The 13,471-nt window shown below is 67.4% G+C and carries 15 protein-coding genes; 10 read left to right on the top strand and 5 right to left on the bottom strand.

Annotated elements, in window-relative coordinates:
- Positions 1-65: 65 nt before the first annotated feature.
- From SPHME3_RS0111185 to SPHME3_RS0111155, 9 genes are all read left to right on the top strand, one after another.
- The gene (locus SPHME3_RS0111185) at positions 66-974 is read left to right on the top strand and encodes a fatty acid desaturase (RefSeq protein ID WP_017979074.1); all 909 of its coding nucleotides are present in this window, start codon (positions 66-68) and stop codon (positions 972-974) included.
- Positions 971-1,807 (top strand): phosphate/phosphite/phosphonate ABC transporter substrate-binding protein, encoded by an 837-nt coding sequence (locus tag SPHME3_RS0111180; protein ID WP_231292022.1) that lies wholly within the window; start codon positions 971-973, stop codon positions 1,805-1,807. The genes SPHME3_RS0111185 and SPHME3_RS0111180 overlap by 4 nt, the downstream gene beginning before the upstream one ends.
- Positions 1,804-2,004, top strand: a complete 201-nt coding sequence (locus SPHME3_RS21040; RefSeq protein WP_156002631.1) for a hypothetical protein — start codon at positions 1,804-1,806, stop codon at positions 2,002-2,004. The genes SPHME3_RS0111180 and SPHME3_RS21040 overlap by 4 nt, the downstream gene beginning before the upstream one ends.
- Positions 2,005-2,682: 678 nt before the next feature.
- On the top strand, positions 2,683-2,817 hold the full coding sequence (locus SPHME3_RS21680; RefSeq protein WP_257785366.1) for a hypothetical protein: 135 nt from the start codon (positions 2,683-2,685) through the stop codon (positions 2,815-2,817).
- Positions 2,818-2,826: 9 nt separating this feature from the next.
- Positions 2,827-2,973: a hypothetical protein gene (locus SPHME3_RS21355; RefSeq protein ID WP_017979077.1), complete on the top strand. Its 147-nt coding sequence runs from the start codon at positions 2,827-2,829 to the stop codon at positions 2,971-2,973.
- Between the two features lie 135 nt (positions 2,974-3,108).
- Positions 3,109-3,285, top strand: coding sequence for a TonB-dependent receptor domain-containing protein (locus SPHME3_RS21750; protein ID WP_145957907.1), 177 nt, complete (start codon positions 3,109-3,111; stop codon positions 3,283-3,285).
- An 82-nt stretch (positions 3,286-3,367) separates the two neighbouring features.
- Positions 3,368-3,580, top strand: coding sequence for a GNAT family N-acetyltransferase (locus SPHME3_RS20700; RefSeq protein WP_196801617.1), 213 nt, complete (start codon positions 3,368-3,370; stop codon positions 3,578-3,580).
- An 18-nt stretch (positions 3,581-3,598) separates the two neighbouring features.
- Positions 3,599-4,156, top strand: a complete 558-nt coding sequence (locus tag SPHME3_RS0111160) for a cytochrome b (RefSeq protein WP_017979079.1) — start codon at positions 3,599-3,601, stop codon at positions 4,154-4,156.
- 335 nt (positions 4,157-4,491) lie between these two features.
- Positions 4,492-4,908 (top strand): VOC family protein, encoded by a 417-nt coding sequence (locus SPHME3_RS0111155; RefSeq protein ID WP_017979080.1) that lies wholly within the window; start codon positions 4,492-4,494, stop codon positions 4,906-4,908.
- Between the two features lie 39 nt (positions 4,909-4,947).
- Here the strand turns inward: SPHME3_RS0111155 and SPHME3_RS20050 are convergent, their stop codons facing one another.
- On the bottom strand, positions 4,948-6,168 hold the full coding sequence (locus SPHME3_RS20050; RefSeq protein WP_037476567.1) for an FAD-dependent monooxygenase: 1,221 nt from the start codon (positions 6,166-6,168) through the stop codon (positions 4,948-4,950).
- 103 nt (positions 6,169-6,271) lie between these two features.
- On the opposite strand from SPHME3_RS20050, the gene SPHME3_RS0111145 reads away from it, so the two are divergent.
- Complete coding sequence (locus SPHME3_RS0111145; RefSeq protein WP_017979082.1) at positions 6,272-6,745, top strand: MarR family winged helix-turn-helix transcriptional regulator; 474 nt, start codon at positions 6,272-6,274, stop codon at positions 6,743-6,745.
- 103 nt (positions 6,746-6,848) lie between these two features.
- On the opposite strand, the gene SPHME3_RS0111135 is transcribed toward SPHME3_RS0111145, so the two are convergent.
- The 4 genes from SPHME3_RS0111135 to SPHME3_RS0111120 are packed head-to-tail and all read right to left on the bottom strand — an operon-like array spanning position 6,849 to position 13,423.
- Complete coding sequence (locus SPHME3_RS0111135; protein WP_017979083.1) at positions 6,849-10,520, bottom strand: cobaltochelatase subunit CobN; 3,672 nt, start codon at positions 10,518-10,520, stop codon at positions 6,849-6,851.
- Entirely contained in the window at positions 10,517-10,879 is a 363-nt protein-coding gene (locus SPHME3_RS0111130) for a DUF2149 domain-containing protein (protein ID WP_017979084.1), read from the bottom strand. Before SPHME3_RS0111130 ends, SPHME3_RS0111135 begins: the two co-directional genes overlap by 4 nt.
- Positions 10,876-11,406: a MotA/TolQ/ExbB proton channel family protein gene (locus SPHME3_RS0111125; RefSeq protein WP_017979085.1), complete on the bottom strand. Its 531-nt coding sequence runs from the start codon at positions 11,404-11,406 to the stop codon at positions 10,876-10,878. The genes SPHME3_RS0111130 and SPHME3_RS0111125 overlap by 4 nt, the downstream gene beginning before the upstream one ends.
- Position 11,407: 1 nt before the next feature.
- The gene (locus SPHME3_RS0111120; protein WP_017979086.1) at positions 11,408-13,423 is read right to left on the bottom strand and encodes a TonB-dependent receptor; all 2,016 of its coding nucleotides are present in this window, start codon (positions 13,421-13,423) and stop codon (positions 11,408-11,410) included.
- Between the last annotated feature and the right edge of the window lie 48 nt (positions 13,424-13,471).

Raw genomic sequence — 13,471 nt, 5'->3', positions numbered from 1 at the left:
CCGATGTTTGCTAGCATTTAATTCCCATTGGATTGATGGATGATCTCCAGCGAAGGAGGTCCGCCATGACGCGCACGTTTGGAGATACCGCGCTCCGCGACGGAGGCACCGGGGTCGAATGGCCGACCGTCGCGGTCGCCGCGCTGATCTATAGTGGCTGGCTGGCGCTGACGTGGTGGCATGCGGCGCTGCCGACAGCGCTGATCGCCGTCGCGGGCAGCTGGCTCGTCGCCTGGCACGGCTCGCTGCAGCATGAAACGATCCACGGGCATCCGACCCGCTGGCGCGCGGTAAATGCGGCGATCGGTGCGGTGCCGCTGTCGCTCTGGCTGCCATACGGCCTCTATCGCGACAGTCACGTCGCGCATCACCGCAGCCCGCACATCACCGATCCGCTCGCCGACCCGGAATCGCGCTACGTCGCAAGCGGGGGCGGGCCGCGCCATGTCGCGGCACGGGTGCAGGCCACGCTGCTCGGTCGACTGCTGATCGGACCATTCCTTACCGTGCTCGCGCTCGCCGCCGATGAAGCGCACCGGCTGCTCCACCGACCCGGAAAGGTCGCGCGCGACTGGCTGCCGCACCTCGTGCTGGTCGTGCCGATCGCCGCCTGGCTCGAATGGACGGGGTTCGGCCTGGTCCGCTATGCACTGCTGGTGGTGTATCCAGGCCTGTCGCTGACGCTCCTGCGCTCGTTCGCCGAGCATCGCGCCGACCTGCCCGGCCCCAGCCGCGCTGCGACGGTCGAGCGCGCCGGGCCGCTCGGTCTGCTCTATCTCAACAACCACCTGCACACCGCCCATCATGATCGCCCCGACCTCGCTTGGTATCGCCTGCCCGCCCACCAGCGGCACCACCATGCGCGCCTCTCCGCGCAGGCGGGGCGTGGCTATCGCAGCTACGGCGAGATCGTCCGCCGCTTCGCACTGGCGCCGCACGACGCCTTGATCCATCCGGGCCGACAGGACCGATGACGAGCGCACCTGTTGCCTCGCTCGGCATGTACGACCATCCGGGTCAGCGCGCCGCCAACGACGCCCTCTGGTCGGCGATCGCCCGGCATCTGCACGGCGTCGGCCTCGCGGCACCGGAGGCGCTCGACCGCGCTCGGCCGGTCGAGGCGATCTGGCACGATCCCGCACTGCTGTTCGCGCAATGCTGCGGCTATCCGCTCGTCGCCGATCCCGACCTCGCGCTTCGCGTGATCGCCATGCCGATCTATGCGTTGCCCGACTGTCCTCCGGGGCGCCATTACAGTCGCATCCTCGTGCGCGCCGAGGATCCGGCGCACGGCTTGGCCACAATCGCTGGGCGTCGCGTGGCGATCAACGCCCCGCTTTCCAACACCGGCGTGAACCTGCTGCGGGCTGCCGCAGCGCAGATTGGGGCGCCGGACGATTTCTTCGGCCCGACGGTCGTCACCGGATCGCACCGCGCCAGCATCGATGCGGTCGCCAGCGGTCACGCGGATATCGCCGCGATCGATGCCGTCACCGCCGCGGTCATCGCTCGCGACGATCCGACCGCGCTGCGGGGCCTGCGCGACCTGGCTAGGACACCGCGTGCGCCCAACCTGCCTTTCGTCACCGCCCGCACGACGCCACCCGCGGTCGTTGCCGCGCTTCGGGAGGCGCTGCACGCCGCCATACTCGATCCCGCCCTGGCGCCAGCGCGCGCTGCGCTGTTTCTCCACGACATCGTGCCGGCGTCCATCCATCGCTATCGCATGCTGGCGCGGATTGCCCGCGAAGCACCGGCGCTCGCCGTCGATCCGTCGGCAACGGAGGTCGCGACTACAGTGCGTTGATCGCCGCATCTCCCTCGATCGCCCTGCTGGTCTCCGGCGAAGCGCTGGATGCTGGCGCCGCCAGCGCCGCCAGCATCGTCGATCGTCAAGGCCTGTTGGGCGGCGTCACCCCTGCGCCATTTGTGGCCACCGAAGCCATTTCCCACGGGCTCGGCACGGCTTGGCGGCGTGCCCTAAATCCTTCGGCCACTGCATAATCCTGGGCGCCACACACGCCATGCGCGACGCCAACACCAACAGATATATTCCATATTACTCATCAGCTGGATCCAGGAAATAATTCGCGCCAACCGCTTCACCTACCAGTAAGACCCAACTGCGGTCGTTCAGCGGGGTCTGCCCCTTCCCGGAAACGGACGCTTGTTCATCTCGGCAGGTACGATGAGGGAGCATATGGTGTGGCTACACCGGCTTTACGGGTTTTCCCGGATGCAGACGATCTGTCGCGGACTTCTGACACCTTGAACCTCGCAAAAACGGGCGTTAGCGCGTCGGTGTCACAACCGGACGGTTATGACACCATCCTCATGCAATCAGGGTACGTAGTATAAGAGGGCTATGACTGGATCGGCGCGGCTGCTGCCTCCTCTATACCCCGAGCCTGACGCTTAAGAAGGTCTGCTACCGCCTGGCTGTCCTCATTGGCGTCGATCGACACGGCCTTACCCCAGCGCAGTACGACGATGTGAACGCCGTGGTTCTCGTAAGGCTGCCCATCAAGAGGTACTCCAGTCGAGGTCCATCGCACGATAGCAATCGTCCTCCACGGGCCGCCCTTCACCCATATGTCTTCGATCGTCTGCGTAAGGCTCGGAACGATGCGACCCAACCGTTGAAATCAGCGTCGCAGGGTGAGTGGGTGCTATTATTCGAGCGTGATCGATGAACAGGGCAGCATCGTCTATCCGGGCCTCTTCCCCACCGAAGCGGTCGCACCGCTCTGCCACGTGTTCCCGATCACGATGCGCAACCGCACCAGGGAAGCGACCGTCGATGCCAACCTGGCCTAAGGCGCCGATTTGCTGGGCGGCACGCACAAGCTGCTGGCCGGGGCCAATTACGACTGGACCAGCTTCTACAGCGCGATGGGCCTGTTCGTCAGCGACGGCCCCTCGGGCACGATCGACCTGTCGATCCTCAGCTACGATCTGCGCTACACACCCTAGCTTCCGGTCAACTCCTACACCGACGATCGCTTCTCGACGTTCGCCGGCTACATCCAGGATCGGGCGACCTATGGCCCGCTTCACCTGACCGGGGGGGGGGGCGCCTGACCTCGCTGAAGTTCGTCGAGAACAGCAATATCGGCGTCGCCAACGACCTACACGCACCTCTCGCCCCGGATTGGCGCGACTTTCGACGTGGTAAAGGGCGTCGCTCTATTCGCGGGCTATGCGACGGCGTTCCGCGCGCCGTTCGGCTTCATCGGAACGTGTCGCCGGTGCCGGAGACAGCGAGCAACATCGAGGGCGGGGTGAAGCTGGCACTGGCCGGCACCGGTCCGTCGGGCACAATCGCGGTGTTCCGCCAGACCCTGACGGACTGTTCAAGAGACACGGCGTGCGTCGCATTTATGCCTATGTGGAGGATAGCAATGTCCGCTCACAGCGCCTGTGCGAACGGCTGGGTATGCGGCGTGAAGGACTGTTCCTCGACTTCGTGTCCTTCATCAACGATGCCGAAGGGCATCCCATCTTCGAAAATACGTTCCAATATGCCATGTTGAGCAGGGAGTGGCGGGCTCGAAATCCAGCGCTTTCACCCTTGTCTTAGCATATTCGACAGGCCTGCATGACGAACGATCACACCATTCCGACCCGTTATCCGCTACCGAACCGGCTACTTCACTGGATCCGCGCGGGGCTGATCCTGGGCCTGATCGGGCTGGGCTGGATCATGACGACGCTACCGGAGAAGATAGCCGCCCGCTTCGACTGGTTCTATCCGGTTCACAAGGAGTTCGGCGTACTTGCCTTCCTGACAGGCACGGTGGCGATCGTGGCGCGGACGCGCTCGATCCTGCCCGGCCACCCGCCGGGGCTTGCGCCGTGGGAAGCACGGCTCTCGACCGTCGTGCAATATGCGATATTGACACTCGCGATCATCGTGCCGCTGATGGGTTATGCGATGTCGAGCAGCTTCACCCAGAGCGATGGCGTGCCATTCTTCGGCATCGAACTGCCCGAACTGCTGGCGAAGAATGATCGCGCCTTCGCCATCTTCCAATGGCTGCACAAGACGCTCGCCTATACGCTGCTCGGCCTGATCATCCTGCATATCGCCGGTGTGCTAAAGCATCGGTTCGTCGACGCCGGGAAGGATACCGACGTCTTGCCGCGGATGCTGTAGGGACTTTTGCAGTTCGAAGGCCGCATGTCGTCTGATGACGATCAGGGACGCGCACCGCCGATAAGCTGGGCAAACGTAGCGATGGCATCCGCCTCGCGCTTTGACCTCTGCCCGCAGCGCTCCCCGAGCGACCGATCGTTTGATGCCTTCAGATGGTGGCTCTCAGCTCGTCCGGGCTCCCGTCGCACGCTCCGCCTCTCTTACCGTCCGACGTAGCATTCGGATCGGCGAAGTGACGTGCGGCTCAGTCCGCCGCCAAACCCTTGCATCGCCTTATATCGATAGTGATATAGATGCTTCGATGACCAAGCTCTCAACACTAGGAAACATCGGCCATGTCGGCGCGCCTGCAATCGCTTCATCATATCGGCGTCATCGTACAGGATCTCGATGCCACGATCGCGTGGTATGAACGCCATCTGGGCTTTGCGGTCCTGTCGACCTTCGGGTTTCCCGGTGCGCGGGTCGCGTTCATCGGGCGCGGCGCGGTGAAGCTGGAGCTGTTTCAGATCGACGGCGCCGCCCCGATGGCGCCGGAGCGCAAGGAAGCGCTCAGCAACCTGCGTATCGGCGGGATCAACCATTTCGCGATCCTCATCGACGATATCGACGCGACGCTGGCCGAGCTGCTGGCGAACGGCGTCGAGCAGGCGTATCCGGTCAGCGATGTGCCCGATGGCAGCGGCGACCGCTGGGTCTTCATTCGCGACAATGAAGGCATGTTGATCGAGCTGTACCAGACCGCCGCCTGATCGTGCGACCGGTTCCGGCGCTACCGGGACCGGCGATCGTCACGCGACTGGTTCGGCGGCTCGCCCAGTCGCCAGCGGATAGTCGGGCAGGTCGACCTTTTCGGCATCACGCGCGAAGTTCGCTGTCACCAGCTTTTGCAGCGGCGCAGCGCTGACGACCCGGGCGGCGGTGCGCAGCGCTCCGACGCCGAGCCGACTGTGCGGCCACATCAGCCGGGGCACGATCTTGGGGAGGCTTTGCCCCTCCTCGACATAGGGCCGCATCACCGCTTCATAGCCTCGCGCGGCTGCCATCGGATCGGCATGCCGGCAGAGTTCGCCCACCAATACATAGCTGCCGACGATCGCCAGCGTGGTCCCCATCCCCGACAGACCGGTCGGGCACCACGCCGCATCCCCGGTCAGGAACACTCGGCCGTTCGACCAGCGGTCCATCCGCACCTGCCGCATCGCGTCATAATAGAAGTCGTCGGTCGCCTGCATCGCGTCGAGCAGTCGCGGCATTTCCCATCCGACATCGGCGAAGCGTTCACGGACATGGCGCTTTTGGCGGTCACTGTCCCAATCCTGCGTGCCGTCGGCCTTGCCCTGCATGCCGATATACGCGCCCAGCGTCGTCGCCTCCCGATCGGGCTTCAGGATCGCACCGCGCCCCTCGGTCGTGTTGTAGAGGCGGGCATAATCGCCGTCATGATCGCGGCGCGGGACCGAAAAATAGGCGACGGTCATGTCCATCCAGCGCGGATCGTTCTCGCCGGGAAAGACGAGCTCGCGTGTCGACGACCCGACCCCCTCGGCGACGATTACCGTCGCATAGCGCCCGGGGCGGCCACTTGCGAAGGTGACGTCGACGCCGGCATCGTCCTGCGCGATGCCCGCGACATGGTCGCCGAACCGCGCGTCGACGCCGTCGCCGAGATCGTCGTAGATCAGCCGCGCGATGTCGCCGCGACGGATTTTCAGCTCGGCGGTGGGACCCCGGTCGCCACCCTCGTCGACGCCGAAGCGGGCGATCACCTGGTTGTCGCTGTCGACTAGGTCGGTGCCGTATTCGCTGGTGCTGAGATCGAGCGCCGCCTGTTCCAATGCCATGCGGCGCAACACCGCACGGCCTGCGCCGCGGACGTCCACATTCTGTCCGCCATCGCGAAACGACGCGACTCGCTCGACCAGATCGACTGGCATGCCCTGTCGCGCCAGCCACCATGCCGCTGTGACGCCGGCGACGCTTGCGCCAGTGACCAAAACCCTGCCTTTCATGTCTGCCAACCTCCAACAGGATTGTTGGCATAACAGATACATCACATATGATGTTCCATAGTGCTTCATTGATCCCGGTGCCGTCCCGACCCTACGGTGTGGCATGACCGACCGAACCGACATGCATCCCGAGGCGATCGCCGCGCCGGGCTATCTCGCCAACCATGCCGCAACGGTGTTCAACCGGGTGGTCGATGCGGCGCTGCGCCCGCACGGGGTGACGTTGGCGCTGATCGGGCCGATCATGCTGCTGTCTTGGAAGGGGCCGATGGCGCAGCGCGACCTGGTATGTGCGTCTGCGGTGAAGCAGCCTGCGATGGTTGCGCTGCTGGGGCGGCTCGAGACGTTGGACCTGATTGCCCGCACGCCGCACGAAAGCGACCGGCGATCGGCGATGATCGCATTGACCGAGCGCGGACAGGCGATCGCCGCGATCGGGCGCGAGGTGCTGCTGGGCAAGAATGCGCGCGCGCTGCGTGGGTTCAGCGCGCTGGAGACCGATATCCTCGTCGCCCTGCTCCACCGCCTGATCGCGAACCTCGAGGCCGACGAGCAGGCCGCGGCAGATGTCGCCTGACGCGACGGGGCGGCTGTCAGGGACGCGGGTGCAGGATAGCCTCCAGATCGCGTTCGCGATCGAGGCGCACCTGGACGTCGACGCGACGCTGACGATCGCCCCGCTACCAGCGGGGTCGTCTGGCGGCGCCGATACCCAGCAGCAGGAGTAGCGGCACGAGCATGAGGGGACCGAGCGACGATCGTCCGTCGGCTGCGGCGATCGCGCTGTCGGCAACCTCCTTCAACTCGAAGCCAGAGACCTGCGGGACGGCAGGCGCGCCCGCACGTGGCGGGCGCGCGATCGTCGCGGGTGTCGCAGCGGTGGCCGGGATGCCGCTCGACGGGGCCGTCGACAGTCCCACGCGAGCGGTCGCGGTGCCGGCGAACCCCTGTGCCGCTTCGATCAGTTTCGCTCCCGCTGCCGGGTTGTTGCGCGCGAACCATTTGCGGAGGCCGAGCTTGTAGCGGTCCTCGACATAGACCTCGCGCACCGCCCGCCAGTCGCGGTCGGAAACCAGATCAGGCTTTGTCGCCTCCCATAGCTGCATCGCTTCGACCAGATCCGCCATATGGCGGGCGCCGTCGTAGCCGCCCGCCATCATCGCCTTGATCCACGCCGGGTTGAGATAGCGGCTGTCGCGCTCGCGGGCATAGAAGCGGTCGAGGCTCTCGATCCGTGCCGACCCGCTTACCTGACCGTTAGCGACATAGGCGTCGATCGACCGGCCGGTCTGGCCGCGCACCGCGCCGATCAGCCCGCCGAGGTAGGCGGCGGGCAACGGCGTATCGAGCACGCCATATGCGTTGGAGGTGCGACCGAACACGGCGGCGTCCACCCGGTCCAGATTGGCGGCGAAGGCAGCGGCGTCGGGCTCGCCGTTGGCACCATCGTCGCCGTAGGCGTGGCCCAGCCGGTCGCGATACAGTCGGTCGAGCCGTTCGGCGTTCCAGCCCTGCTTGATCGCGAACTGGGTCGAGGGAGAATAGGCGCCCGGCGCGGTCGAGAAGATTCGGCGCAGCGCGCATTTCTCGGCCAGGTCCGGCGCGACGCCAGCGCGGATTGCCGCGTCCACGCGGGCGCGGGTGTCGATGCGCACCGCATTGTCGGGCTCGTCCGCCTGCGAGGCAAGTAGCACCGCACGGGCGATCAACGCCAGCTTCTCGCCGAAATGATCGCGATAGGTGCCCGAGGTGGTGACGAGTACGTCGACGCGCGGGCGGCCGAGTGTCGCGCGCGGCACCAGCGCCACGTCGGTAACCTGCCCGCGCGCGTTCCACACCGGCTCCAGCCCGAGCAGGTGGAGGATCTGCGCCTCGGCGGTCCCGCCGTTCTGAGCCGTCTCGCCGGACCACAGGATGAAGGCGACCTTGCGCGGGGCGCCGTTGTGCTTCGCGCGATAGGCTGCGAGCATCTCGTCGGCGAGGCGCTTACCGGTCACCCAGGCTTCGCGTGTCGGCACAGCACGGACGTCGAGCGTGTAGGGATTACGACCGGCGGGCAGCGCGTCGGGGTTACGGATCGCGTCCTGCATCGGCCCGGGCTCGACATAGCCGCCAGCCAGCGCCGTCACGATCGCGTCGATCTCGCGCGGGGCGTGCGCCAGCCGTGTGGCGTAGTCGCGCGCACGTGTGGCCAGGTCGGCGGGAAGCGCATCCTCGCCGGCGATCGCCCGGGCAATGGCGTCGAGCGGCGGAGCGTCATTGCCGTCACCGGCCAGCATCGCCTGCACCAGCCGCGCTGTCGTTCCGGCATCAGGTGCTCGACCAAGCACATGACCGCCATCGGGCATTGGCGCCGCCGCCGTCTCCGCGAGGTAGCGTCGCAACGCCGGCTTCAGCGTCGACCATGGCGCGCGCGCCGGATCGCTCCCCAGCGCGCCGGCAAGCCCGGCCCGCACCGCCGCACCGCGCACCGCGGCCTGGTCGACCGGTGCGGCGGCAAGAAGCCGCTCGATCGCGGCGAGATCAGGCGACAGGCCCGCGCGCACGAGCCCCGGCATAAAGCCGATCGTGACCGCCTGCGCGCGCCGCTTGTTGCCGACCCCGCCGTTGGCCTGGAGCGGCAGCGGCGAGATGTGCGGCAGTGCGCCGATCAGCACGCCGACCGGGTCGTCCGCCGCCGGACCTTCCTGCTTGCCCGGCATCAGCGACAGCTGGGTGAAGATCGGCAGGAAGGCATCGGCGCGCTCCCGCCGCTGCATCCACAGGTAAAAGGCGAGATACTGGTGATGCGGCGGCAGTGCGCCGAGCGTGCCGACCGCATCCGCGTCCTGCGGCCCCCATAGCGGATGCGCGGCGATCGTGACCTTGCCGATGCGGAACGCCGGCACGACGATGACGCGCCGGCCGTCGATCGCGGTGGTCATCAGCCCGCCTGGCGGCCGCCCCCATTGACGCTCGGTTGCGGCGCGCACGGCGGCGGGCAGGCCGGCATACCAGCTGAGATATTCGCCTTCCGGTATCGTGATCGCGCCGTCGGCGATCCGCCGGCGCAGCGCCGCGTCGTCGCCGCGCGCGACGTTGGTCTGCGCCGCCATCATCCGGCCGAGTCCGGCGGCATCGGGCAGCAGCGCGGTGCCGGTGTCATAGCCTTCGTGCCGCAACCGGTCGAGCAGCGCGGCAAGGCTCGCCTGCGCGTCGAGATAGCTGTCGGGATCGCTGCCGACGTCGGCTGCGCCCGGTTCTTCGTTATGGTAGGTGACGACGATCCGCTTGTCTGCGTTGGGCAGCCGGTGCAGGCGCGCCCAGGCCATCGCCCGCGCGACGCGCCAGCGCACCTGTTCGGGCAGCGCGACATATGCGGCGGTACCATCGGCGGCGACCGCGCGGGCGCCCACCGTCATCGGCTCGACGATCCCCTCCAGCTCGGACAGCGCCAACTCGCCGGTTTGACCAGGTGCGAACCCGCCGGAGTTCGCGCGCCATTCCTCCGGGCTGCGGCGATAGTCGGTGGCGCAGCCGAGCGGTGGCACGCCCAGCCGCTTCGCCTCCGCGACGCCGCGGACGGCGTCGGCATAGTCGATGCGGTTGGCGCACAGGATCAACGCGTCGATCCCCCAGTCGCCGAGCAGCGAGGAGGCAAGGTCGCCGCTCCCCTCGCGCCAGACCGGCACCGGCAGTCCGCCCTGCGCCTCGACTTCGCGGAACAGCGCGGCGATGACCGCCGTGTTCCGCGCAAGCACGAGGTTGCGGTAGAACAGGATGCCGATCCGCGGTCTGTTCGCGGCGTTTGGCACGCGCCTGACTTCCCAGGCCAGATAGTCGGCCAGCGTTGCGAACGGCCCGTCGGCGTCGGGATGCCACAGTGCGAGCGCGGGGTGGACGACCGGCGGCGGGACGGTGCCGGTCGTCCACCCGGCTAGCCGCGCGGCATAGAGGAACAGGCCGGCGTAATTGTCCTCGGTCGCGTTGCTCCAGTAGCGCGCGATATCGGGATGCTCGGCGGGATCGATATTGCCGGTCACCGGCGTGCCGGCCCCGACAATCAGCACCTTCGTTCGGCGTTTCACCGCCTCGATCTGCGCGCTGAAGTTGAGCAGGCGCGGCCCCGCCGCGTCGATGATGACGAGGTCGTAGCGACCGAGATCGACCCCCTCGATACCAGGCAGCAGGCCGCCGCCAAGACCGTAGAAGTCGACCGCGACGTCGCCCGCCACCCGCTTCGCCGCCGCCCGCGCGATCGTCGGCATCTCGGCGATGTGGATCGATACGACCGCGATGCGCGGCCGGTGCTGCGCCGTCGCGACGGACGGCAGCAGCGCGACCAGGAACAGGATCGCCGCGACCAGCCTCACCGCGCCGGCCCCGCCTCGCCCTCCGGCACATAGACGACGCGCCCGTCGGGCAGGCGATAGGCGACCCCCAACCGGTCGCCGTTGCCGCTCAGCGTCCTGTCGCTGACCTGTTCCACCTTGATCTGGCGGCCGTCCTTGCGGACGATCTCCATCCGCCCGTCGGGGGTGGTGCGAGTCATCGTCCAGTTGCTCGACGGATCCATCAGCGAGGGGACGCGCAGCGTCGAGAACAGCGCGACCACCATCGCGACGATGAAGGCGAGGCTGATGTCGAACAGGTTGGCAACGCCCGACAACGGATCGTCCTGCCAGCTCTGGTCATCGCGACGACGGGCGAAGCGGACCGCGCGGCGACTCATTCCTCTAACCTCAACGCGCGCTCGGCGTGGAACCGGACGGCGTCGAGGTCGGCGCGCGCCCAGCCTTCGCGGACCATCGCGACGACATAGGCGACGACGCCGACCGCGAGGCCGACGACGGTCGCCGAAAAGGCGATCGTCATGTTGGCGGCGAGCAATTGCAGGTCGCCGCGCGCGAGGCCCGACAGCGCGGTCGCCATCGGGATCAGCGTGCCCATCAGCCCCAGCGACGGGCCGACCCGGATCGCGAAGCGGACAGTGTTGAGCGAGCGTGCGGCGTCCGCCTCCGCCCGCGCGACGATCTCCTCCACCGCGAGTTCGTCTGTATGGGCATCTCCGGTCAGCGCGGCATCGATGCGCGCGCGATAGCGGTCGCGCGCCGGTCGCCGGCCACGCCAGCGTTCGATCAGCGCGCGCAGGAACAGGCCGCTGGCGATCGCCGTCCACGCGACCACGCCAATCAGCGCGACGACGACCGGCAGGAACAGGAGATCGGAGATCGCGGCGAGCGCGTCCTTGGCCCACATGTCAGAGCCTCCGCACGTAGCGGGCGAAGACCGTGCGGCCGGGCATCGGATAATCCCCCTTCTCATAATAGGCGACGTCGAATGCGTTCGCGGCTTCCAGCCGGATCGTGTCGCGCGGCGTCACCCGCCAGCGACCGCTGAAATCGACCGTGGTGAACGGGTCGTAGGTGAACAGTCCGCCGCGGCCGCCGGTGAACAGCCGCCCTTGGCTATTGTCGGTGTCGAACCGGTCGCCCACGGTGCGGATGGTGCCGGTCAGCGACAGGCGGTCGCCGTCGGACAGCGTGAGCGATCCCGTCGCGGTCCAGTCCGCCACGTTGCGGATCGGCGTCGCGCCGGCCGGCAGCAGATCCTCCGACTCGATCAAGTGGGTGACGTTGCCGGTCAGGCTGATGCGTCCCTCGGGCAGGCCGGCGAGCAACCCGGCGTCGAGCGCCACATTGCCCTCGATTCCGCGCGACCGGGAACGGTCGGAATTGACGTAGCTCGTCTGCCGCAGCGTCGGCGTCTCGCTGACGACGACGGTGGTGATGCGATTGCGGGTGCGGGAATCGAAATAGGTGACGTCGGCGTCGATCCAGGCGTTGGAGTAGCCGACGCCGGCATCCCACGTCGTGTTGCGCTCGGGCTGGAGGTTGGGGTTGCCGAAGGTCACGCGGCGTTGCCGGCCGGCGAACTCCTCGCTTTCGCCGGCGAGCTGGATCGCCTGCGCCGGCACGAAGGCGCGGCCGATGGTGCCGTGCAGCCGCAGCGTGTCGGTCAGCTTCACGACCGCACCGCCGCGAGGGTTGAACACCCCGAAATCCGCCGTTCCGGGCGTGAAGTTCAGGCGAAAAGGCGTCGCGAGCGTCCGCACGGTGATCCAGTCGTAGCGTCCGCCCGCGGTCAGGATCAGCCGGTCGTCGAGCAGGTCGAGTCGCGCTTCGCCGAACACCGCCTTGGTGGTCCGCTCTTCGTTCGGGGCTGAGGGGGAACGCCGCGCGCCACTCGCGAGGTAGGAGGCGCGCGTGGCGGCGACCTTCTGGTAATCGAACCCGTAGGTGACGCGCAGCGGATCGAACAGCTGCCACGTGTCCTGCACCTGCGCACCGCGATAGCGGGTGATCGTGTAGTTCGACAGGTAGCGCGGGGCCGCCGCCGGCACTTCCGAATAGCGATAGTCCTCGCGCGATCCGTAGCCGACCACCCGGATATCATGGGCCGTCGGCGTGATCTCGAGGCGGGTGTCGCCGCTGATCCGGCCGACATTGTTCGCCGAACGGCTCTGCGGGTTGAAGGACAGCGGCCCCGGCGCGTTGTTGTCCAGGTTTGAGAAGTCGACGCTGCTATCCAGCCGGACGATCGGTGACAGCGTCGCGCCGATCCGTCCCCGGCCGGACGCCCGCATCGAGTCGCTGTTCGGTCGGATCAGGCCGTCGCCGGTGCGGAACTCGCCGTTCTGGCGGACATAGCCGAGGTCCAGGTCGAAGTCTGCGCCGCCCCCAAGATCGCCGCCCAGCGTCACGCCGGAACGGATCGTCTCGAACGATCCGCCGCCCACCGTGAATTGGCCCGAGAGCGGGCCGCTCGAACGGCGGGTGATGATGTTGACGACGCCGCCGATCGCCGATGCGCCATAAACCGCAGACGCCGGCCCACGCAGCACCTCGACGCGGGCGATGCTTTCCGGCGCGACGGTGTTGAGGCTGGTCGATCCCGACGGGCGGCCGTCGACCAGCACCAAGGTGCGCGGATTGATCGTGAACTCGAAATCCGGCCGCAGACCGCGCAGGCTGATGCCGCCCAGCCCGTTGGGATATTGGATCACGTCGATCGCGGCGTTCTTCTTGAGCAGGTCGAGGAAATTGGTCGCGACCGTCCGGTCGAGCTGCTGGTCGGTGATGACCTGGATGGCCGAGGCGACATCCTGCCGCCGTTCCTGCGTGCGGGCGGCGGTGACGACGATGTCTCCGGATATCTCCGTCGCGTCATCAACCTGCTTCTGCGCGAACGCATTTCCTGTCGTCAGACCGGCCATAACGGCTGCGACAATCGCTCCGCTCCTCATTCACGCCCCCGCCCAAAT

It is taken from the genome of Sphingomonas melonis DAPP-PG 224 (genome assembly GCF_000379045.1).
Taxonomy (GTDB): Bacteria; Pseudomonadota; Alphaproteobacteria; order Sphingomonadales; family Sphingomonadaceae; genus Sphingomonas; species Sphingomonas aquatilis.
Note: the sequence above shows the minus strand (reverse complement) of the source record. Positions and strands in the feature narration are given on the sequence as shown.